22 protein-coding genes and 3 pseudogenes are annotated in these 20627 nt (G+C 58.4%); 18 read left to right on the top strand and 7 right to left on the bottom strand.

Annotation, left to right across the window (positions count from 1 at the left end; translation table 11 throughout):
• Positions 1–441: 441 nt before the first annotated feature.
• Positions 442–768 carry a hypothetical protein gene (locus CK215_RS31855; RefSeq protein WP_245418759.1) on the bottom strand — a complete coding sequence of 109 codons (327 nt, stop codon included), beginning with the start codon at positions 766–768 and terminating at the stop codon, positions 442–444.
• A gap of 11 nt (positions 769–779) precedes the next feature.
• Complete coding sequence (locus CK215_RS22010) at positions 780–992, bottom strand: hypothetical protein (protein ID WP_141245509.1); 213 nt, start codon at positions 990–992, stop codon at positions 780–782.
• A 437-nt stretch (positions 993–1429) separates the two neighbouring features.
• Here CK215_RS22010 and CK215_RS22000 point away from each other — a divergent pair, with 437 nt between their 5' ends.
• Positions 1430–1684, top strand: coding sequence for a hypothetical protein (locus CK215_RS22000; protein WP_095832140.1), 255 nt, complete (start codon positions 1430–1432; stop codon positions 1682–1684).
• 105 nt (positions 1685–1789) lie between these two features.
• Here CK215_RS22000 and CK215_RS21995 read toward each other — a convergent pair whose 3' ends face one another.
• Positions 1790–2527 (bottom strand): tyrosine-type recombinase/integrase, encoded by a 738-nt coding sequence (locus tag CK215_RS21995; protein WP_095832139.1) that lies wholly within the window; start codon positions 2525–2527, stop codon positions 1790–1792.
• A 455-nt stretch (positions 2528–2982) separates the two neighbouring features.
• Positions 2983–3168 (bottom strand): annotated as a pseudogene (locus CK215_RS32410) (DUF6538 domain-containing protein); the annotation flags it as partial.
• Positions 3169–4004: 836 nt separating this feature from the next.
• On the opposite strand from CK215_RS32410, the gene CK215_RS21985 reads away from it, so the two are divergent.
• The 3 genes from CK215_RS21985 to CK215_RS21975 all read left to right on the top strand — a co-directional run bounded on the left by CK215_RS21985 (position 4005) and on the right by CK215_RS21975 (position 5190).
• Entirely contained in the window at positions 4005–4238 is a 234-nt protein-coding gene (locus CK215_RS21985) for a cold-shock protein (RefSeq protein WP_280950716.1), read from the top strand.
• 217 nt (positions 4239–4455) lie between these two features.
• The gene (locus CK215_RS21980; protein ID WP_095832137.1) at positions 4456–4851 is read left to right on the top strand and encodes a hypothetical protein; all 396 of its coding nucleotides are present in this window, start codon (positions 4456–4458) and stop codon (positions 4849–4851) included.
• Between the two features lie 111 nt (positions 4852–4962).
• On the top strand, positions 4963–5190 hold the full coding sequence (locus CK215_RS21975; RefSeq protein WP_095777389.1) for a hypothetical protein: 228 nt from the start codon (positions 4963–4965) through the stop codon (positions 5188–5190).
• A 406-nt stretch (positions 5191–5596) separates the two neighbouring features.
• On the opposite strand, the gene CK215_RS21970 is transcribed toward CK215_RS21975, so the two are convergent.
• A complete protein-coding gene (locus tag CK215_RS21970) occupies positions 5597–5779 on the bottom strand; it encodes a hypothetical protein (RefSeq protein ID WP_095832136.1) in 183 nt (60 codons plus the stop codon).
• A gap of 203 nt (positions 5780–5982) precedes the next feature.
• On the bottom strand, positions 5983–6192 hold the full coding sequence (locus tag CK215_RS21965; RefSeq protein WP_095777588.1) for a hypothetical protein: 210 nt from the start codon (positions 6190–6192) through the stop codon (positions 5983–5985).
• Between the two features lie 797 nt (positions 6193–6989).
• On the opposite strand from CK215_RS21965, the gene CK215_RS21960 reads away from it, so the two are divergent.
• From CK215_RS21960 to CK215_RS21930, 8 genes are all read left to right on the top strand, one after another.
• Entirely contained in the window at positions 6990–7334 is a 345-nt protein-coding gene (locus tag CK215_RS21960; protein ID WP_095829215.1) for a hypothetical protein, read from the top strand.
• 77 nt (positions 7335–7411) lie between these two features.
• The gene (locus tag CK215_RS21955) at positions 7412–7654 is read left to right on the top strand and encodes a hypothetical protein (protein WP_095829135.1); all 243 of its coding nucleotides are present in this window, start codon (positions 7412–7414) and stop codon (positions 7652–7654) included.
• On the top strand, positions 7651–7929 hold the full coding sequence (locus CK215_RS21950; RefSeq protein WP_095829134.1) for a hypothetical protein: 279 nt from the start codon (positions 7651–7653) through the stop codon (positions 7927–7929). The genes CK215_RS21955 and CK215_RS21950 overlap by 4 nt, the downstream gene beginning before the upstream one ends.
• Complete coding sequence (locus CK215_RS21945) at positions 7929–8204, top strand: DUF1488 domain-containing protein (protein WP_095829214.1); 276 nt, start codon at positions 7929–7931, stop codon at positions 8202–8204. The genes CK215_RS21950 and CK215_RS21945 overlap by 1 nt, the downstream gene beginning before the upstream one ends.
• 76 nt (positions 8205–8280) lie before the next feature.
• Positions 8281–8532, top strand: a complete 252-nt coding sequence (locus tag CK215_RS21940) for a DUF982 domain-containing protein (protein WP_095832223.1) — start codon at positions 8281–8283, stop codon at positions 8530–8532.
• A 99-nt stretch (positions 8533–8631) separates the two neighbouring features.
• Positions 8632–8787, top strand: coding sequence for a hypothetical protein (locus tag CK215_RS31385; RefSeq protein WP_095777384.1), 156 nt, complete (start codon positions 8632–8634; stop codon positions 8785–8787).
• 3 nt (positions 8788–8790) lie between these two features.
• A complete protein-coding gene (locus tag CK215_RS30850; protein WP_095807864.1) occupies positions 8791–8970 on the top strand; it encodes a hypothetical protein in 180 nt (59 codons plus the stop codon).
• 13 nt (positions 8971–8983) lie between these two features.
• Positions 8984–9736, top strand: a complete 753-nt coding sequence (locus CK215_RS21930; RefSeq protein WP_095777586.1) for an NYN domain-containing protein — start codon at positions 8984–8986, stop codon at positions 9734–9736.
• Positions 9737–10252: 516 nt separating this feature from the next.
• On the opposite strand, the gene CK215_RS21925 is transcribed toward CK215_RS21930, so the two are convergent.
• On the bottom strand, positions 10253–11116 hold the full coding sequence (locus CK215_RS21925; RefSeq protein WP_170950351.1) for a DUF4238 domain-containing protein: 864 nt from the start codon (positions 11114–11116) through the stop codon (positions 10253–10255).
• Between the two features lie 337 nt (positions 11117–11453).
• On the opposite strand from CK215_RS21925, the pseudogene CK215_RS21920 reads away from it, so the two are divergent.
• The 6 genes and pseudogenes from CK215_RS21920 to CK215_RS31630 all read left to right on the top strand — a co-directional run.
• Positions 11454–12106 (top strand): annotated as a pseudogene (locus tag CK215_RS21920) (LLM class flavin-dependent oxidoreductase); the annotation flags it as partial.
• Positions 12107–12637: 531 nt separating this feature from the next.
• Positions 12638–13312 carry a transposase gene (locus CK215_RS21910; protein WP_245322484.1) on the top strand — a complete coding sequence of 225 codons (675 nt, stop codon included), beginning with the start codon at positions 12638–12640 and terminating at the stop codon, positions 13310–13312.
• A gap of 191 nt (positions 13313–13503) precedes the next feature.
• The gene (locus tag CK215_RS21905; RefSeq protein ID WP_095777381.1) at positions 13504–13716 is read left to right on the top strand and encodes a cold-shock protein; all 213 of its coding nucleotides are present in this window, start codon (positions 13504–13506) and stop codon (positions 13714–13716) included.
• Between the two features lie 1638 nt (positions 13717–15354).
• The gene (locus CK215_RS21895) at positions 15355–16233 is read left to right on the top strand and encodes a hypothetical protein (RefSeq protein ID WP_095832134.1); all 879 of its coding nucleotides are present in this window, start codon (positions 15355–15357) and stop codon (positions 16231–16233) included.
• Between the two features lie 237 nt (positions 16234–16470).
• Positions 16471–18201 carry a type IV secretion system ATPase VirD4 gene (gene virD4, locus CK215_RS21890; RefSeq protein WP_095832222.1) on the top strand — a complete coding sequence of 577 codons (1731 nt, stop codon included), beginning with the start codon at positions 16471–16473 and terminating at the stop codon, positions 18199–18201.
• A gap of 118 nt (positions 18202–18319) precedes the next feature.
• A pseudogene (locus CK215_RS31630) lies at positions 18320–20627 on the top strand (hypothetical protein); the annotation flags it as partial.

The raw sequence follows: 20627 nt of genomic DNA, 5'->3' as shown, positions 1-20627 counted from the left end.
TCGGCTCTGCGTGTAACGCGCGGCATCGCCTTTCAACTCCGGCTACGCCCGAACCGCCCCAAATTAGAATTGTTCCTCGTCCACGGCCCTCCGAACGGGTCGCATCGGATTACCGGCGTGCTGGGCTTTGCGGCGCGATCGGATTAAGGCTGCCACGCTCATAGCTCTGTATGGCCGGACGACCACTAGTTCGTTTGTCGAGAGCCACCTGCAACCTAATAGCCGCGAGCAAGATGCTGACCGGGATTGGCGAACCTAATTGGGTCATGGGTGCTATAACAAATGTTAATCAAGGTCGTTCCGAGGATCGAAGCACCAAGCTCGAACATTGTTAATCTCGGCGTCACCGGAAGGTGAGCCGTTGATCTCCGGGCCGGCAGTCTGCTCCACGCTCTACGCGGCCGGAGAGCGGCAGAACCGACCGGAGGCTTCGGAAGTCGCCTAACTCTCCTCGCGGAAGTCCTTCAGCGTCGCGTGACGTAGCTTCTCCTCACCCTTCAGGAACTTGACCCAGCAGACCCGGCTGGAGCCATTCGGCCTTGTCTTGGCGAGCCCTTTCGGTGGCGGTGCGCCGGCCTGACAAGCTCCGCTTTCGAGAGACCCATCTCCGTCGCTATAGGGGTTCGTCCAGGTTTGGCTCACAAGGCCGGTCACGTTTCGCAGCATAAGGCCGGCCCGCCGAAGCATGATCTGCAAATCTGCGCGGGAGATTTCGGCGATCTGGTCAGCCGCCGCTTCAAGCTCGCTGGCAATGGTCAGGCGGGACACTGACACCTCCATTACAGATAACGATCGCCCTCGGCCCGAAGCTCAAAGCAGAACCAGTGCGGTGCCTGCTTCGGCTTGGCAAAGCCCCAGCCGGCGTCTTTGGCGCCCCCGTCGTGCTCGCAGACATGATGCTGGACACCGGGCGGGGTGCCATATTCAGCCTTGGGCAGTCGGATTTCGTCGCTGATGGGCAACAGTGAATGAAATGAGAACAAAACTGTCAAGCGGCCTCTTGACCGGAGCCGCCGCCGTTCCTCATTTCAGTTCATGCCCGAGCAACCCGAGAAGTGGCCGAGAGGTGCCGCATGGACCCTGACCCATGCCCATGACGCTGGGCAGGTGGCGGGCATCCGCTGCGCTCGCTGTAGCATCACGCGCTGCTACAAGCCGGCGGAGCTGCGGGAGGTGATCGGGAACGTCACGATTGACGAGGTACGGGAGAAGGTGCGGTGCCAAGCATGCAAGAGCAGGGAGTGGATGGGCGCCCAGCTCTTTCATCCGACCGGAGAGCAGGCGCACACCATACGATACAGGCGGCTCGTGGAAATCAGGTGGGAAAAGCGGGTCATCTGGCGGGACGAGTAGAGCGGCTCGGGGCTTTCCCTCACCAGCGGCACCCGTCTATCTTCTCTCACACATTTTGCCGGGGAGCTTTTTCAAAATGCTGTTCACTTACTCGGCGCGGATCGTAGCCGTGCTCGCCTTGGTGCTTGGTGTCCTCCAGCTCGTGCTGTTTTTCTTGCTCGCAGATAATCCCGATGAGCTGGCACGATATGCAGGACGCGCCTCACCCGCCCGTGTATTGGATCGGGGCGTCTATGCCATACTTCTTTCTCTTGCTCTCGGCACACTGTCAGAGATTAGCCTGTCGCTGCGGCTGCGGCAGAAGGGCGAGAGCACGCCTGACCGCACTTGATCCGTGTCCGGTGGGGGCGAATTAGCCGTTCGGGTTCGTCCGGTAGTTTGTACCGCCACGACCCTCGAAGCCGCTCAAACGGCCCCACGGGACATAGCGCAAGGCCTATCGGCGCTTGCCCGCAACACCCAGCGCCGCCTTGAGCCCGCGTTCGGCCACCTTGAGGCGAGCGTCCGGGCCGCCGTACCGTTCGCTCATTCCTCCGCTGGAGTGCCCCAAGATAAGGTTCCGGTCGAACTCGCTTACTCCGGCGAGCGTCAGGCGATCTTCCATGCGGTGCCGAAGGGAGTGGACGACGATCTTCGGGTCGTCCGTGATAGTCCGGACATGCTTCATGAGGATTTGCGAAGCCGCGTCCGCGCCCCGAAGGCGGCCATAGCGTTCAAACAGGGCAGGCCCTTTCCCGGCGGCCTTCACCGCATCCCGTGCGGCTTTCAGGACGTCACCGATCAGCGGGACCCTCCGCACAGAGCCCGCTGTCTTGAGACGCCTATGGGGGTGGGGGATAAGGTTTATGTAGGGGACTGCGGCATCAAGCACCACGTCGGAGAGCATAAGCCCCGTTACCTCGCCGAGACGGCATCCTGTCCCCTCGACCATCCGCCAAATGCGCCACAGGTCCTCCCCAGCGTGGGCCTCTATGCGCTCCCGAAGGGGAGCTATCATCGTCTCGGGGACTGGCTTCCGCTCATCGCTCGCCGCCGTGGTCGATGCTTCAGCGCCTCTGATAGGAAGGTTCTGGAAGGGGTTCGCCATCGTGTCTCGAAGGCCGAACTCTGTAATGCCAAGATTGATGACGGCGCGGACATCGTTCATGTAGCGCCGTACCGACGCGGCCTTCATGCCAAGATCGCGCACAAGGTAGTCCCGGACGTTTCGGGCATCCTCTCTAGTGAGGCTGTCAACGCCCTGTCGTTGCCGACGCCCGCCGCAGATAGGTGCTCCATGTTGCGGTTTACCCGTCCCGTCTTCGCAGTCTCGTTTATGTCGCCGACCACCCGCTCCTTCAGATAGAGCTTTCGGGCATCCTCAATTGTGGGGGCAGGGCGAGACAGCATCCCGCCGCTGGACAGGATAGCCACGGCGCGGCCCTCCTCATCTCCCGCCGCATCGCTCTGCCTGGACAGGTGACTTTCGCGGATCACGTCAGCGGCATCCGGGTGACTACCGGGCAGCTCACGGCCCCCGATGTGGACGGTCATTGCCGCCAGCTCTCTCGCCCGCTGCTCTGCCATTCGATGCAACTCCAAGGGCGTGGCGCTGGCAAGCGAAGCCGTGGGCTCCTCCCTTCGCGCAGCCGCCACCACTCTCTCAAATTCGGCATGGACCTTCGGGTAGTTGCGCAGCGCCTCGCGCTCTGTCTCGCCGAGGTATCGCTTGAACTCATTCTTCCCGACGAGCGCACTAACGTCTCGTGGGAGCCTTCTTCGGTAATGCCAAGTGCCGGCCTTCGTCTGGACTACGTGCTTCAAAACAAGCCCCATTGTGGACCTCCGGTGTACCGGAATGTGGACCGCTGGGAAAGGCGAAGCCCTGAAATCGTTGAGAAATACGGCCTTGCAGAGGTAAGATGGTGCCCAGAGGCGGAATCCCAGTGGAGAAAATCCCGCTTGACTTTCAAATGCGTAGGGAAGGGTCACCGCCGCAGCTACCAACAGAAATACCAATAAAATATTTCTGTGGATAGGTTCGGTTCCGGAATAGGACCTGTCGGTCCCATAACTCTCTATGTTAGGCGGCGCGGGGGGTCTCGTCGCTTGTTAGGCAGTTTGTTACAAGGCTGCCAGATTAAAAAGCCGGCCAAGCCAGAGTTGAAGTTGGCGATCGGACTTCAGAGTGGCAGCATCCTCAAGGGCCATCCTGATTTAAGGCTCCAAACGAGATCATTCACGAATGACCGCTTTGCGCCGGTGCCTCATCCCGGACGTTCAGCGTCCGGCATACTGATCGTGAAACCTGTCATTCGGATGCGCAGTACTCGGCAGCAGGTTCATCTGCGACTTTCGTGCTAACCTTGGTTTGGTGCGGTCGCTGGTCGAGCAGCTCGGAGGCGAACTTGAACCTCAAGGCAGGCCGGCGTCTTCCCCTTGGCGCTTCTCGCTTCGTACTCCCTGCGGTCACAAGCTAGAACCAGTGCGCTAGTTCATGCGTTTGCAGCAGGACGAAACAAAAGCTGGACAGTCAGATCCGTTGCAGGTACACAAACCAATCGACTTTTGAAGTTTGGACTTTGTTTATTCGTGCTTCGGCGCTGGTCTACGATCTTCCTTCCCACAAATCTCGATTTCTACTCCCGGTGCATCCGCATCGCGAGAGAGCAATGCTGCTGAGGAAAGGGTTCATCATGACCACCGGCACAGTAAAATGGTTCAATTCCACCAAGGGATTCGGGTTCATCCAGCCCGACAACGGCGGCTCGGACGTCTTCGTCCACATCTCCGCTGTAGAGCGCGCTGGGATGACCAGCATCGTCGAAGGCCAGAAGATCGGCTACGAGATGGTTCGTGACAGCAAGTCCGGCAAGATGGCGGCTGAGCAGCTTCAGGCTGCCTGACCAACTCCAGAATTTTGCGCGGCGACCACGGATGTACTGGTGCCCTGCAAATTCCGATCAAGAGGCCGGGCACTGCTCGGCCTTTTCGTTTCGATGCTTGAGTGCGAGCCGGTACCAGAAGCACCTCGGCAAGCGCACGTGCCACGGCTCCGCCGGCTGTCAATCATTGATTGGGCGGCGCTGACTTGCCAGTTCAGCAAATCCAAGGGAAATCCAAATGACTGATGCCGCCAAGCATATAGCGTCTTCCGTACAGGCAGGGAAAAGGCCGCTGCGTCGCGCGGCGAAGCCGCGGCCGTCGATCCTGGAAAAGCTCACCCTCGATGAGTTGCAATCGCTCCGGCTGGATGAAGACTCACGCGGGGAATTCGATGCATTCATGGAGCGCTTCAAGCGCTGCAGAGCCGCGCTTGAAGCCTTCGAAGGCAAGGACGTCGCATCGATGGACGATGCTCTCTACGATCAGCATTCAGTTGCCGAAGCCGAACGGCACGGCAGCGGAATGGCCGTCGTTCACTTCATGGCGCCGCGTATCTTGCGACTCCGTGACGGCGCCGCCAAGCGGAAGTGGCGCTCATTCCTGACCAAGTTTCGGAAGGGCGAAAGGCTCTGACGCTCCGTGCTGCCCAGCGATTACGCCAGTAGCGGCAACAGGAACTGGGTGCGCAGACGGCCGCTCCTCTTCCTTGGGCAGGATACGATTCCAAGCTTCAGGAGAGACTTGATGACCGACACAGACCTGCGCCTTGAAATGCAGGGCCAAATAGACGGCCTCAAAATTATCGTAAGTTCGCTGTTGCATGCGCTTCCGGATCAGAGGCCGTTCGCGTTGCGCTTCAGGGAGTTGGAAATTCTTGCCCGAAAGCAGAACGCGCTTCCCTCGACGCTCGAGACGCTACGCTGGTTCCGGACGCAGATGGAAAGCTCCGCTGCTCTCGGCCCCACTGGTTAGCCGCTGCGGAATTGCGCGGGACAAGCATTCCTCGCAACCCAGGGACATAATCCGAGTTTGTGCTAGGTGAGAGGTGCCCGCGGTTGCCTTGAGGCGATGTGGCGGTCAATCCGACGAAGCTAGCAGCTAGCTATCCGACATTATCAATCAGTTCATATGCCGCTGCATGATGCTATGCAGCCACCCATATAAGCTCATGTTTGCCGGTCGACAGTCATATTTTTCGATCGCAGTCCGCAGTGTCAGCTCGACCAATTCCTCACCTGATTTAGACGATCCGCCCCGATACCGTTTCGCCATTGTTCGCAAAGCGTCAAGCAGTCGCTCATCACCTTGGTCAGCCGATAGGTCGTGGTTAGGTAGCATTGTTCGTTCAGGCTGCTCTGTCCGGAATCGGGAAGCAGTTTCAGATCAGCCGGTTGCGTTCCGCAAGTGCCCGTGCCCGCCTCAGGGTGCCGTCGGTGTCAGCGATCTTGCGCCTTGCCGCTTCGTCGGTTCTGATCGTCAGCCGAGCCGACAAATTCCGGGATGACTTGGCCAGCGCAACCGCCGCGACAGGGGGGGCATCCGGTGTTGTCATGGTTCTCATGGGTATTCCCTTTCAACTGAAATGCATGGGGGACCGAAGTCGCCCAGAAGGAGCACTGGATCGCGGTATCGGTCGCGTCGCGATTAGGAAGTCCGGTGGGACTCCTCCGAATATTCAACTGTTCGGCTCGTCCATTCGAAGCTCATAGCGTTTTGCCATGTTCGCGTCCTTGACGTTTCGCCTCTCGACTATGCCGACCTTGCTCAGCCTTTTACAATGAGAAAAACCGAGGCAAGCAGAGCGACCATCCAGAGCGCGACATATATTTTTACGGCCAGTTGACCGTGCGAAGAGAGCGCCGCCCTCGCGCGCACGGCCATCGTATCCTTCGCGCCAGCCCGCGCCACCGCGACAGCCAATGGCCGCTTGGTGGCGAGCTTGCCGAACACCCGTCGCGGTTCAACCACGGCCACGGCGCCGTTTGTGTGCGGGACGCCAGGCTCCATATTGGCAAGGCTATCACCCGACCTAGTTTAGGCAACTTCATTCTCGTGGCGGAATGGGTACGCATGTCTCACCGTAGACCGCCGGCCTTGCGATAGATAGCAGCCATCGAAGATATTCGCCGAAAAACGCTATTTGTCGCTTGTTTTAATTGCGAGTCTCGAACTTTTTTCCCGTGGATGAGATAATTTTATGCTGATCTCATACCCTCGTCTTCGGAATTTCACTTAGCAGAGAAAAATAAAAAGCTGCTAGCGCTTGTTCCCAGCGCAATTGAAGCGCATATATGAAGCTCGTTGATTTGGCCGACCTAGCTTTCGTCATATCGAAGGCCTCGCCATTCTGCTCCGAATTTTCGATATGGATTGCATTGCGCTGTTCGCGGCGGGGCATCTCGAATGGATCGAACCCTGAAATGGAATGCCGGCACGGACCACGGATGTACTGGCGGCATCAGGCATTGTTTTGAGGGCTTGAATTGAAGCGGATGGAGCGCTCCACTTCTGCAGGAAGTCGCAAGTGACCGCTCGCGCAAACCGTCATTTGCCCCGATCCATCGTCTGTTTTGCCGGGGCTTCGATGTGCGCAGCCGGCCGCAAAGTATCGCGTCGATCTCGATGAGAAGTCCCTCGGAAGCTTCCCGCACCGAACGGCGCTGTCTAACCACATTCATCACCTGCCAGCGATCCGCGAAGGGGTCGATGCAGCAAGGGAGCGGATTAATCAACCTCAGTCGAGGCGCCGCTCAAAAGAACCGGAGAAAACTATGACCACCCTCTTGCAGCGCAATGCACGACCAATCCAGCACGGAGCTCTGGCACGTCTTTTCGATATCGGACAGTCAGTTCGACTGAAGGGCGGTTTAGGCACGGGCCCGAGGACCGGCGAACTCTACCGTGTGACGCTTGCTCTTCCGCCGAGGGGAAACTCGCCGCAATACCGCATCCGCAGTGACGCTGAACCGCACGAGCGGGTGGTGACGGAGGACATGCTGGAATCGATGGACGAGGCGTCGGACGGCGGAAAGATTCTTATCGAAAGCACATTCGGACATGCGCCAAGGAACGGAGATGCTGGAGCCGAAAGCCGGAGCGGCAAAAGCGTCCGCTGAAGGTTGGAAGTGTTTCCGGCGCAAAGCCTAGAGCAATGGCCGCTGATGGCAGGATGTTTTCGCTAAACAGGACTCCTATGAAGGTCGTGATCGAATTCTATCGGACGCGCGTTGCCGACGACGCGCACGCCGTCGTCGGCCGTGAAACCGTAGACGCGGCCGACCGCGACGCGGCGATCGAGATCGCGCGGCATCTGGCAAGGACATTGAACATGCCCCAGTGGCCAGATGCCGTCGCCATCGCCGACGCCGACGGCACGACCATCTATTCCAGCATCATCGCCGCGCCGGCGGACATAGACAAAGGGCCGATATCATGAACACTGGCACCCATCACCTCGATGCAGGGGGCGCCCAACCATGCCACTTTGGGGACCATCAATATGGCCGTCGCGTCGAAGCCGATCGTTCCTGGTCCGTCTATCACGTCTTCACGGGCATTCCGGCGCATGTGAACGGCGCCGCCATGATCGGGCTCAGCCGTTCGGAAGCGACGAAAAGCATGCTGTTTCTCAACTTTTGCAGCAGCGAGCGCCGCAAGGAGAGGATCGCCGCGCGCTTTTTAATTGCGCCCGAGAATCTGGCAGACCGGTGATGACGCTCGCATTCCCGAACACCAGCCGAAGCTTTGACCAGGAGCGCAACGGCGTTTACTTTGTCGGTCACGACGGCATGTTTCAAATCCGCTTCTTCGTCGAGGCCGAGGCTCTGGCCAAAAATGGCATTGCCCTGGGCGGGAAAGCCAGCGTAGAGACGGCCTATCTTGCGGCATTCGATGGCTTGCGGACCTCCATCCAGGAGATGGCTGGCAAGGTTTATGCTCGCCACCGCCGCGACTCCTACACTTTGACCGCCGCCGATTTCAGGTAGCAGCTTCCGCGATCAAAGCCTGGTCGACAATCGAACGCTACCTCGTCTTTCCATGCAAGCGGGCGTAAGGTGCGCGATGGCTGCAAAAAAATTCCGGGTTCCCGTGGTTGTCTATGTCGCCGGCCCGAGCGGCTTCACGCTGATCGAGTCCTTAGCACAGGCTTCGGATTTCCTGTTTGACCATTGGCCTGGAAACGACAGCCTGGCCTGGACAGACGCGATGAAGCGCTGCGCCCTAGATGGCGCTCCCGATGACGCGAGTGCTGCATTCCTCACCGCGCTTGAGGGGGCGGGGATCAGCTACGACCGCACGGTTGAGATTTACTGAGCCTGGCGAGCGACTGCGCGGTTGGAGCCACGCGCTGGCCGGATTGCGATCCTCAGCCGGCATTCGGCCTGACGGATCCACCAGATAGGGAGAGTTTGAATGGCGATGAAGCCGAATTATCGGTACGAGCGCAGTCAACGAGACAAGGCCAAGGCGGCCAAGAAAGAAGCCAAGCTTGCGGGGAAAGCCGCGAAGGAGAAACCATTATCCATAGAGCAGAAAGAACAGCGAGAGCCCGCTGCTGACGAAAGCTGAGGCATGGCGATGACGCAGCGCGAGTCGGACAGCTTCGAAATCGACGTGGAATGTCCCCGTTGCCATCATCAGGCAAAGACCCTCGTCGGTTGGATTCGTACTCACACCCAGATTGAATGCGCGAACTGCGGCGAAATCATCGACATTGAGAGCAAGAACTTCAGGTGGCATGAACAGCGCTAAGGAAAAGACCATGATGCCGCCAGAGCCGCGCTCACCACGCCTTGCCGTTCTGATCGATGCCGACAATGCCTCGGCCAAGATCGCCGATGGGCTGTTCGAGGAGATCGCCAAGATCGGCGAGGCCAGCGTGCGTCGCATCTATGGCGATTTTTCCAGCTCGCGCTCGAAAGCGTGGGCCGACGTCCTTTCAAAGCACGCAATCGTACCCCAGCAGCAGTTCGCCTACACAACAGGTAAGAACGCCTCGGACATCACGCTCGTCATCGACGCGATGGATCTGCTGCACAGCGGCCGGTTCGACGGTTTCTGCCTGGTTTCCTCCGACAGCGATTTCACCCGGCTCGCGGCCCGCATCCGCGAGCAGGGCATCGACGTATTCGGCTTCGGCGAGCAGAAGACGCCTGAGAGTTTCCGCCAGGCATGCCGGCGATTCGTCTATACCGAGAATCTGCTGGCTTCCGCGCCTGCAAACGAGGCTGAAGCCGTATCGACTGTGAAGCCACTGCAGCCGCCTTCCGCGGCCGTGCCGATCATCCGCAAAACCATCGCGCAGATGGAAACCGAGGATGGCTGGGTTCCGCTCGGTGCGGTCGGAACGCGGCTTGCCAATCTGGCTTCCGACTTCGATCCCCGCACCTTCGGCTTTCGCAAGCTAAGCGATCTCGTCCGCAAGACGAACGCATTCGAGATCGAACGACCCGAAGGCGGGACGCTTCGCATAAGGACAAAACCGGAGGCGGCTCGAAAGGGCGGGCGCAAGGCGTGACCGCGCAGATATGCCGTCGACCTTCTGGGTTCGTCTTCAATCGACCGCCGAGCGGCGCTCCGGGTGGACGGCGGCGTTGTGCGCTTCGTTGCATAACCCTGACCTGATCGCCCAAGATTTAAGCGCTCGGCGGGTTGGTCGTCCGGCAACGGCTGCCTTTCGCGTTGGGATCAAATTGGCTGAACGAGGAGACTTGGGTCGTCAGTCCAATGACCGCTTTGCCGAATTCCTCAGCCACAACCGGACTGTCGGCTAACGGTCCCCTTTCGGTCATTGGAAAATTGGCTGCGAATGATCGGTCTAACGACCCATCGGGCCTCTTCCAGCCTCGACCATAGCGCGCCTTTCATTTAGCCACACCATCAGCATGGCTGACCCGCCGGATCGGACTCAAGCCGACGCAAATCCGATTTCAACGGCAGCTTTGCGCCTGGACCCAACCCATCAAGGCTGGTCGCCTCGTTGCGGAACTGTAAATTCGAGGCCGATCGCGCTCGATGGCAATTTTGATGGGCATCAGTTGGACGGCGCGTTGATATTGGCGCCGATCGTCCGGGCAAAGGCGCGTTCGGCCTTAAACTCGGGCCGTTTCGACAGCACGAAGCGTGAGGCCATGAACACCTGACCGCTATTCTCGCTCTCGACCATCTGGTCGTCCAACACAACCGGCGACAAGCGATTCGCAAATTTGCCCAGCTTGCGGAACGGTCCCACGGGCGGGTGGCAATAGAGCACCACGCCGGGTGACAGCGCAAATACGAGATACGCGCCGGGCACCAGCGCTAGGGATCGTAGCCATTGTCGGTGGTCGGGGCTGCGAAAAGCGACGGGATTATCTGAGGTCACAAACGGCGTCGCGCTGTCGTTGCGAGCAAAGATCCAGACCGATTTCATGAACCTCTTCGTCAATTTTTCCACCACGCGCGGATCCCACATAAGTTCAGTATGCAGCTCACGCGCCTCCATTGCGTCGACCGGTTCGCCGCGGTCAATCTGAGCCATCGCCGATACTAGATCGCGCGTGTCGAGCGTGCGCAGCATCTGGACCGCAAGATACCGCGCAACGAGCCAGCGATTGATGCGCGGGATTGGTAGAGCGTCGAGCGCCTTCATTTGGGAGAGCCATTGGAGCCACTGGTCGGTGATAAGCGAGACCTCGCCCTCCATCTGCGACAGCTGCTTCTCCATCGTCAGCGGATCGTTGCCGTCCTCATCATATTGCGTCAGCCAATAGAACTGCTTCTCGGCAGCTATTCCGCTCGGCGAGCTCCGGAACATGCGATCGCTTTGCTTATCCCACGCCCACAGCCCGCCCCGCTCGTCAGCGAACCGGCGGAGATGGAATTGCGGGACGTAGTGGTGGAGCTTGGGTGCCGTCACCGATCGCCCTTCTTTCAGAAAGAAATGGCGAAGCTTGGCCGGTCGTGACCGGCATCAGCCTCCGCACCGTTCCATTCGCCATAACGTAATTCGTCGGAGGCTCACTTCTAGAGCTGGTCGGCAAACCAGCGGGGTATCTCGCCTTGCCCCCACAGGTACTGCATAATTCAGGGTCGCGCTCTTTGCACGTCGGGCACTCCACAATTTCGTCGTCGCGCAGGTCCACCTGGTCAGCCTGCCAACGCTTCAATCTGCCCTCTCCGCCGCAGGCCCGACACGTCATATCAATGTGCGCTGGAACAGCCATGCTCCCCTCCCGGATGGCGTTGCCAGCCGCATCGGCTCGGACGCGGCGCGAGACCAATATGCGGAAGCCAGCGAAATTCTTATGAATGCGCTGAAAGGCGGCACGCTATCCTATCGAGGCCGCCATTTCGAGTTGAACAGCGTTCCGTTGACGCTAAAAACTCATCAGCGTCCGCATCCGCCGACTTGGATCGCCACGAACGGACCCGAACCGGAAGCCTGGGCCGCTGCGAATGGCGTGAACATCGCGCGCGTGGGACCTTCCTTTTCTGTTCGCAGAATTACTGATGCCTTCCGCGCCGGTCGAGAGCACGCCAGCGACGCGGGCGACCAAGCGCCATTTCTTGGATTGCTCCGAACGGTCGTGATTGGGCGTTCTGAAACAGATGTACGTTCACTCGCCGTACCCGCTTACGAAGGGTGGCTTAAGAGCTTTAAATTACTTTACGATCTCAACGCAATGCCGACACCACCAAACCTGCCGCTGACTTTCGATTGGGCAATCGAGAAGGAATTGTGCGTAGTAGGAACGACAGCTTCTGGGGAACAAGCTCTTCTTGATCAGCTGGAGAGGCAGGTGCAAACTACCTCCTTTGTCAACTTGCATTTGGGAATTTGTCGTTAGATGCTTCCCTATATACGGCAGCGGCAATTCAATCGGCAATTATTGCTCGAGTTGGCTGACCTTGATGAGACAGACTTTTAAGACGCGTCCACCATGGGGTCAGTCCATGTGCTCCTGCAACAGACGGAGCAAGCCTCCGATTGCGAAGCAAAGTCGAGTTCCTCTGAGGTACAGTGGGTCTTCGACAACATGACACTCTTTGCGAATGAGCGCCGAAGTTTTGATCCCCTGACAAGTTGACCGTAACCCGTTCATCCACCATCGCAATATGAAAAAGAGAGGTACCATCGGCGCCGGTAGTGACCTCCCAAAATTATGAACTTACCAGTAAAGTCATGCGCTTGATCGCAATCAGCTTGCGGATCAACCTTCGGCGCTTGCTCACAATCAATCGAGCGATGAGGCGAAAGTTCATAGCGGTCAGCCTACCTGCTCACATGCTTCATAAAAACGGTCTGTTCAGGATGCGAGTGGCCAGCAGGCTTGCTCGTGCCGTCGCATGCGTATAGCTGGGGCGACAGCAGAAGGGCCAGACGTTCGTTCGTCGTCTGCCGCGACTTCCGCGCAATTCGTCCAACAAGGAAGAAACTATGAGGCGGCAGACCAGACCGTTCACCGTCGAGATCAGACAAAAGCGCAGTTCTCACAACCGGGGTCGTTCCATCTGGAGCGATGTCGATCTCTCCGCAGCAATGGCCGAGACAACAAGGGAACTAAAGGAGATGGAGTTGCCAAATGGTCGCCTTGTTGACTCTAGTGCCGTAGCGCTTGATGCTGAAGACATGCACAAACCACGAGCGGAGCATCTCATGGCAAATCCCTTGGATGCCGAATCAGTAATAACAGCAACGGAAGCGGCAGCCAAAGTGGAGACGCCTGGAAAAAAGAAAGGCCTGCGGAAGGCGGACGCTGAGCCTAGGCAGGCTGCTCGGAAGAATGCCGCCAATACGGCGCCTCAGGCGAAGGAAGCACCAGCAGTGGCCGTGCGGACTCGGAAGATTTACTCTGAAAAGGAGCGTGCCCAGATGCTCGCCCAGATAGAGAAGTCGATTAGTGGCGGCGCCACTCACAAAGCTGCCGTAAAGCAGACCGGCATTTCGGAACAGACGTACTATCAATGGAAGAAGGCTGCGCCGGCTGCATCGAATGGAGACGATCTGAAGGACCTCGTGGCGCTTGAGGGAGAAAACAAGCGGCTGAAGAGCCTGCTCGCGGAACGCTTGCGCAAGGAGAACGCGGAACTCAAAAGGAAACTGGGGCTGTAAACAACGCTGAATCGCACGCCGAAGCGATACCGATTCCGGCGCCGACGCTGCCTCCAACGCCGAGGGCGCGAGCCCTTTGCGATTGGAGCGGGCTTTTGCAATTTTCGCTTTTGCTGCTCCTGAAATCTCGGATATGAAGCGGACTGGCTTATGGCCTGCCCACATCGACATGGTTACAGAGGAATACAATAATGGCGACCGGAACGGTAAAGTGGTTCAACAGCACCAAAGGATTTGGATTTATCCAGCCCGACAATGGCGGTCAGGATGTTTTCGTCCACATTTCGGCTGTCGAACGAGCGGGCCTTTCGACCCTTAATGAGGGCCAGAAGATCAACTATGAGATCGAACAGGACCGGCGTACCGGCAAGTCCTCCGCTGGCAGTCTCAGCAAAGCTGGCTGAACTTTTCTGCGTCTGCCCGGCAAGAGCCGGGCAGACGTGCCACCGACCGGCGCAAAGAGCGGGCAAGAACATGGATCCCGTCGCCGCGGGAGCAGATTGTGGGAAGCTGCTAATTCCTACTGAAACAAGATGCTTGCGGGAGAAGAGGGGCACGTTCCCGGCTTCTCATGTTCTGCTGTGAACCTCGCCATTGTGATTGTTCCTGGGATGTGGGTCTGACGCTCTCTCGATCGACGTGGCCGGAGAATGAACGAGCAATTCAAGCGGCCTCCAGCGATTAACACCTCGGGGATCAAGAGGGCCGGGTACATTGGCCCCAGGGTACTTGGACCCATCAAGCCACGCTGGACATCTTTGGTGACCAAGTTGAACTCGTTCCCTTCAGCGACGGATTGTTCGAAACATATGAAAAGGGCTGCGTCGACGTCGCATGCGCCCCAGCTACGACCTCTCTGGTCGGGACCACTCCTTACCTCGATCAAATCCTAAGCTTGCGGTCTGCCAGGATCATCGCCGAGTATCCAAAACGTCTGTGCTGCGGAATCACTATTGTGAGCGTTTCCCATCCTTCATCCCGACCGTTGTGATCGGTCAGAGTCTTCCGACAGCCAACATCGCGGGTCACGGCCGACCCGCAGAGCTTTGGCCGAAGCCGAGCTGCGGGGTAAGCGCTGAAATCGCGATCAGCCAAGGCGGCGAGACTTGCCTCAGTGACCGGAATCGACTGAGGTTGCGTTGATTTGGCGCAGAGATTGTCCTTCATACCCTTGAGAAACGGGACGAGTTTGCCTGTAAGGGCGGCGACCCTTCGCCGAAAAATGAGAACCTTCTCGAGCCGGCAACCGATTTCCGGCAACTACCATATTCGGCGAGGCGCACCGGCGGCCACAGATATAAACCGATCTCGAGATCGTCGCGCTGCTGGGGCGCTGCGCGGCAATTGCAACCGGTCACCCTCCATAACACGTGCCAACGATGCCTCGTTATGAGGTGTCCACAGGCGCAGCGGCCTGTTCTCATTCGCTTGCAAGCAGCGCCGCGACCGGAGGTGGCGCTTCTCGTTGAGAGAACCCGGCGGCCCAAGGCATTGAAATTGAAGATGTCGCGATTGCGTCTAGAGCTGCGATCGGCTCGCTCGATCTAGCCCGCGGGCAGGACGGACGGCCCCGGTCGCCAGCGCTGGCGCTGACTGCCGCTGCACGACAGGCGGGCCGCGTCGAGGACGGGCGGCGTTGCGCGCGGCGCTGTGCAAATTGCCGACCAGGTCGTGACTGATTTGCTTGCCAGAGGAGGACAGCCCGGGTGATTGGCCGGAAAAGGCGATGGTCGTCATCGAAACACTCCAACATATACGCCTGCTCTCAAAGGAGAAGCTGCTGCGGACGACATCATGCCGGGATTTTCCAACGGCGGTAGGAGCAGGCGAAAGAGGCGGCACGGCGTGCCATCCGTGCTGCGAAACATGCATAGCCCTTGAGCCCAACTCATCATATTCCTTTGGCTTAGATGGGCTCTCGCGGTGACCAGAGAGCTGGGAGAAGCCTCTGCGAGACTACAAGTGTAACACCATATTGGTTTAGCAGATCAAGCTTGGGTGGTAACCTCATGGGGTAGAGAAACGCCTTTGGAGGCCGATCAATGGATCGCGATAGCAGACCAAAACGTGCAGCTGGAAGTTCATCCCGCGACGGGAGGAGGGCCGAGGAACAGCGCAACCACCATGGCCTTCCAGGCGGGCCACTGACCAATGTTGCCGAACGGTTGGTAACCGCTAACCCGCGCGATACAGCACGCGATCTTGGGAGCTTCAAATCCGCCGAGAGGCAAATGCGACGTGCCCTTCAGGACGCGGCACCCGGGCAAGAATCTGACCTCGGCAGATTTGATAGGCGCAACAACCAGCTCGGACGAGCAGCCAACGATCTGGTCGACAGATTGACGGCCGGATTGGGGTTCGCCCCGGATGATGTAGCATTGTTCCAAGTCCAAGCGGCTAGTAATGTAGGCCATTTTCTAGGGCCCCAGAAGCAGACTGCTCTTGTTAATCGCATTGGCAATATGGACCCAATGGAGCAAGCTCTAGGGGTTATGTTTGTGGCGCAAAACTTCAGTAAGTTTAATGACCAAAATAAATCGCGCATTTTTGAGCAGGCCATTGAATTGGCTGCTGATCCTCATCAGCACCACATGGTCAAGGTGACCGCCCAAAATGCAATTGTGACCGCGTATCACCAGCTGGACGCAAATCAGCAAGCGCAAGCTAACTCACTTCCCGACCTGCATGGCCTGTTGCAGAACATGCCTCCGCCGCAGCATGCAGCAGAGGAACGGAGTGCGAATTTGGACGACCGCATAGCAGGTATTGCGGCTTCAGTCCGTGATACAGTAGGCCCGCAAACCTCCCATGAACAGCTGCGGCGGGGTGGTCAAGTCGGACAGTCCATAAGCCAAGCCTACAATCACGCCCGAGAGGATCTAATGTCTGCCTCCAGAAGCAGAGATCGCTCCGGCCGTTGAGGTCTCGGCCATGGTAAGTGACGCATACTGCCCGAATTCCGTCCACGGCCTTGCCCTTTCCAATTCGCTGGCCGTTGACGCACCTGCTTTAGGGTAAATTTCAAAAACAACGTCTGCTGGGTGGTGCGATGCAAGCATCGACTCCCCCCCCCCGCTCTGGCATGGATCTGTCGAGCGGCGACATCGCGCGACGTCGGTCCAGTGTCTGAAAGCAAGCGCAGCATTAGCTACCAAACGATGGCTTCAACAAAAACGACCCCCAACATAGCTCTTAGCATCGCGTGCTCGCTCGCCTTGGGCTTCTGCGCGGCAAGTCTGTACGCAACGCTCCGCCACTGGCGTAGCGGCGCGGCTTTGATGACATTTGACGTCCGTGCCTTTTGGTTTGAGACGCCCTTCTATCTGGGTTTCGCAACCCCCGTCTTCTATCGGGGCGTAGCTATCGTGCTCTCAACGTCCGCGGTCGTGTTGCTGATTCAGCAGATCATGATACGGCGCAACCTCGAACATCACGGGACGGCGCGCTGGGCGCGAGTGGATGAGATGAGACGCCCGGGTTATCTACGACGATACCGTGGCGTAACAGGCCCGGTATTTGGCAAGACGAGTGGCCCTTTCTGGCCTGGCTACTACCTAACCAATGGCGAGCAGCCTCACAGCCTTATCGTCGCACCGACCCGTGCTGGTAAGGGCGTCGGCATAGTCATTCCAACGCTACTTACATTCAAAGGCTCGGTGATAGCTCTCGACGTCAAGGGGGAGCTCTTTGAGCTTACCTCGAGGGCGCGCCAGGCTGCCGGCGCCGAGGTGTTCAAATTTGCGCCGCTGGATTCTGAGCGGCGCACGAATTGCTTTAATCCGTTATTGGACCTTATTGCGCTGCCTCCACAGCAGCAATTCACCGAGGCCCGCCGCTTGGCGGCAAACCTAATTACGGCGAAGGGGGAGGGCGCGGAAGGTTTCGTCAACGGCGCGCGAGATCTCTTTGTCGCGGGGATCCTTGCCTGCATCGAGCGGGGCACGCCAACAATCGGCGCCGTCTATGACCTCTTCGCCCAGCCGGGGGAGAAGTTTAAGCTCTTCGCGCGACTCGCCATGGAGACCCGGAACAAAGAGGCGCAACGCATCTTCGACGACATGGCCGGGAACGATACAAAAATCCTAACCTCCTACACGTCCGTCCTCGGCGATGGCGGGCTCAATTTGTGGGCGGATCCCGCTGTAAAGGCAGCGACAAGTCGCTCAGATTTTTCGGTCTATGATCTTCGCCGTCGCAAAACGTGCATCTATCTTTGCGTTAGTCCGAACGATCTTGAGGTGGTCGCGCCTTTGATCCGCCTGTTCTTTCAGCAAGTCGTTTCAATTCTACAGCGTTCGATGCCTCGCCGGGATGAAAAATACGAAGTCCTGTTTCTGCTCGATGAATTCAAACACTTGGGTAAGCTGGAGGCGATCGAGACCGCAATCACGACCATCGCCGGCTACAAGGGTCGCTTCATGCTCATCATCCAAAGCCTCTCGGCACTTACGGGCGGCTATGGTGAGGCTGGCAAGCAGAATTTTCTCAGCAATACCGGCCTGCAAGTGTTCATGGCCACTGCCGATGACGAGACTCCGAACTACATTTCCAAGGCCATCGGTGAATACACGTTTGAAGCCAAATCGATTTCCTACAGCCAAGCGCGAACGTTCGACTGGAACATTCAGAAATCGCATCAAGGTGCACCGCTGTTGCGTCCGGAACAGGTTCGGCTGCTCGATGACGACTACGAGATTGTGCTCATCAAAGGTCTGCCACCATTGCAATTGAGGAAGTTGCGATATTTTTCGGATCGCATTCTGAAACGCATCTTCGAAAGCCAGGCGGGCGTCCTCCCGGAGCCGGCACCCTTGACGATAGCAGACGAGGGGCTCTCGGCAGAACCTCATCTCGATGACCCGCTGCCTGAATTGACGCAGGGACTTTGACGATACAGTTTGATGTGAGGCTAGTATGGACCCGCTAAATAGCAACCCATCCCGTGTAACAGCTTCCGTGCAGGACGCCGGCGTGGAAGAGGGGAGGCAAGCGGTCCAGGCGCGACAAATGGGCGTTGAGCAGCACCTTGCCGAGGCCCTGCTGTTCGATGAAGCTTACGAATCGCCAACCAATCCAGAGAAGCTTCTGCGACTGGAACACGGGTTCCGCGAAGCGCTTCAGCGAGCGGAGGATGATCAAGCCGCCTCGTCTTTTTTCAGCGGCCCAAGGATGCCCGCTGGACCGGGTGACCTCAACAGCATCGTGGCGGACGCTTTCGCAGCGACCGCCTCTGGGCACGCCGGGGTTGAGGCCGCCGCCCCGCCAGCATTAACTGCCAGCCAACAGCAGATCCGGCCCTCACTGGATCCGGGCCAGGGCGACCACCTACCAACCGGGTGGGTCATCATCAACAATGAACATTCCACAGCGCTGTTGACACCGGCGAAGAGGCAGAGGGCCCTCAATACGCCGCAAGCCGCCGTCACTCAGCAACCGCTGAGCGAAATCGGCATTTCCGGTGACCTCGTACCGATGCAGCTCCCCGTGCAGCAGTTGAGTGGATTGCCATTGGAAGGGCTACCCGTTCAAGGGACAGGGTCCGAACACATCGGAAGGTTGCATGCGGAGGCCGCGCGCACCGCATGGTCTGAGCTCCCGACTGCGATCGAGCACTCTATAAACGTTTCATTCGCCGTCCCCAAAGGCTTCTCCCATGGAGCCCAACGCGTCCCAGACGCGATGCTCCCTTTCTCGGGCAGCTATAACCTCTTGCCGGATGCGGGCCAGGCCCCGCAAGTGAGCTTTGAGCAGCACGGGGCCGACCCGCTCCAAGATGAACCTGTCGCGAGTGGCACCCGTGAAGCCCACTATCCCCATCTCTCCGACGAACACCGGGACCTTATTGATAAAGTGATCCTCCACGCTGCGGATCAGCAAAAATATAGAGAGAGCACGCTCCAAAAATACACGTATACACTTCGCCGATTGGCGAATGATCTCGGCGCTAGTGGCCAAGCGACTGATCTAATAAATCACCAATCCCTCGTCGATCACGCCAATGCTTTCTTTCCGAACGACGATGAAATGAAGAAGGCTGTGAATGTCCTGCGTGCGTATCATGAGCCGGGCTATTCAGTTACCGTGGGCGCCCCTGCTATCCACTATCCCCATCTATCCGACGAGCACCGGGACGTTATTAATAAGGCGATCGGCCACGCTGCGGCTCAGCAACACCCTAAAGCGCCGACGCTCCGAATATACTCTTCTGCGCTTCGCCGATTGGCGAATGATCTCGGCGCTCGTGGCTTAGCGACTGATCTAAAAGATCACCAATCCCTGGTCAATCACGTCAATGCTTTCTTTCCGAAAAACGTTGGTATGAGGACGGCGTTGAGCGTCCTGCGTGCATATTATGATCCGGGCTATTCGGCATCTGGACCTGGCCGGCGGCCGGTGCCGGTGCCCTCAAAGGCAGACGCGCGCGTGATAGAACTAGTGACAGGTGACAGCAGTTTGGCCTCAAGCACCCGTGTTGTCTATGGTCGTAGTCTTCGCAGATTTTCTGAGGCGCTTGAAAGTCAGGGCCTGACGATCTCTGGGCTGGATCATGATTCGCGGATCAAATTTGCCGGGACGTTGTTTCCAGTCGACCGCTATCTCCGCTTAGCGCTGGAGCGGGTTCGCGATGCGGAGGCCGCGTCGCATAGGCGTGCCGAGGCCCTGCTGTTCGATGAAGCTTACGAATCGCCAACCAATCCAGAGAAGCTTCTGCGACTGGAACACGGGTTCCGCGAAGCGCTTCAGCGAGCGGAGGATGATCAAGCCGCCTCGTCTTTTTTCAGCGGCCCAAGGATGCCCGCTGGACCGGGTGACCTCAACAGCATCGTGGCGGACGCTTTCGCAGCGACCGCCTCTGGGCACGCCGGGGTTGAGGCCGCCGCCCCGCCAGCATTAACTGCCAGCCAACAGCAGATCCGGCCCTCACTGGATCCGGGCCAGGGCGACCACCTACCAACCGGGTGGGTCATCATCAACAATGAACATTCCACAGCGCTGTTGACACCGGCGAAGAGGCAGAGGGCCCTCAATACGCCGCAAGCCGCCGTCACTCAGCAACCGCTGAGCGAAATCGGCATTTCCGGTGACCTCGTACCGATGCAGCTCCCCGTGCAGCAGTTGAGTGGATTGCCATTGGAAGGGCTACCCGTTCAAGGGACAGGGTCCGAACACATCGGAAGGTTGCATGCGGAGGCCGCGCGCACCGCATGGTCTGAGCTCCCGACTGCGATCGAGCACTCTATAAACGTTTCATTCGCCGTCCCCAAAGGCTTCTCCCATGGAGCCCAACGCGTCCCAGACGCGATGCTCCCTTTCT

Origin of the sequence: Mesorhizobium sp. WSM3864 (assembly GCF_002294955.1) — a bacterium.
Classification (GTDB): domain Bacteria; phylum Pseudomonadota; class Alphaproteobacteria; order Rhizobiales; family Rhizobiaceae; genus Mesorhizobium.
Note: the sequence above shows the minus strand (reverse complement) of the source record. Positions and strands in the feature narration are given on the sequence as shown.

Coding starts and splice junctions, on each gene's coding strand:
- CK215_RS22000 (WP_095832140.1), top strand. CDS start 1,430: ATGCTGTTCACTTACTCGGCGCGGATCGTAGCCGTGCTCGCCTTGGTG.
- CK215_RS21995 (WP_095832139.1), bottom strand. CDS start 2,527: ATGAAGGCCGCGTCGGTACGGCGCTACATGAACGATGTCCGCGCCGTC.
- CK215_RS21985 (WP_280950716.1), top strand. CDS start 4,005: ATGCTGCTGAGGAAAGGGTTCATCATGACCACCGGCACAGTAAAATGG.
- CK215_RS21980 (WP_095832137.1), top strand. CDS start 4,456: ATGACTGATGCCGCCAAGCATATAGCGTCTTCCGTACAGGCAGGGAAA.
- CK215_RS21975 (WP_095777389.1), top strand. CDS start 4,963: ATGACCGACACAGACCTGCGCCTTGAAATGCAGGGCCAAATAGACGGC.
- CK215_RS21970 (WP_095832136.1), bottom strand. CDS start 5,779: ATGAGAACCATGACAACACCGGATGCCCCCCCTGTCGCGGCGGTTGCG.
- CK215_RS21960 (WP_095829215.1), top strand. CDS start 6,990: ATGACCACCCTCTTGCAGCGCAATGCACGACCAATCCAGCACGGAGCT.
- CK215_RS21955 (WP_095829135.1), top strand. CDS start 7,412: ATGAAGGTCGTGATCGAATTCTATCGGACGCGCGTTGCCGACGACGCG.
- CK215_RS21950 (WP_095829134.1), top strand. CDS start 7,651: ATGAACACTGGCACCCATCACCTCGATGCAGGGGGCGCCCAACCATGC.
- CK215_RS21945 (WP_095829214.1), top strand. CDS start 7,929: ATGACGCTCGCATTCCCGAACACCAGCCGAAGCTTTGACCAGGAGCGC.
- CK215_RS21940 (WP_095832223.1), top strand. CDS start 8,281: ATGGCTGCAAAAAAATTCCGGGTTCCCGTGGTTGTCTATGTCGCCGGC.
- CK215_RS31385 (WP_095777384.1), top strand. CDS start 8,632: ATGGCGATGAAGCCGAATTATCGGTACGAGCGCAGTCAACGAGACAAG.
- CK215_RS30850 (WP_095807864.1), top strand. CDS start 8,791: ATGGCGATGACGCAGCGCGAGTCGGACAGCTTCGAAATCGACGTGGAA.
- CK215_RS21930 (WP_095777586.1), top strand. CDS start 8,984: ATGCCGCCAGAGCCGCGCTCACCACGCCTTGCCGTTCTGATCGATGCC.
- CK215_RS21910 (WP_245322484.1), top strand. CDS start 12,638: ATGAGGCGGCAGACCAGACCGTTCACCGTCGAGATCAGACAAAAGCGC.
- CK215_RS21905 (WP_095777381.1), top strand. CDS start 13,504: ATGGCGACCGGAACGGTAAAGTGGTTCAACAGCACCAAAGGATTTGGA.
- CK215_RS21895 (WP_095832134.1), top strand. CDS start 15,355: ATGGATCGCGATAGCAGACCAAAACGTGCAGCTGGAAGTTCATCCCGC.
- virD4 (WP_095832222.1), top strand. CDS start 16,471: ATGGCTTCAACAAAAACGACCCCCAACATAGCTCTTAGCATCGCGTGC.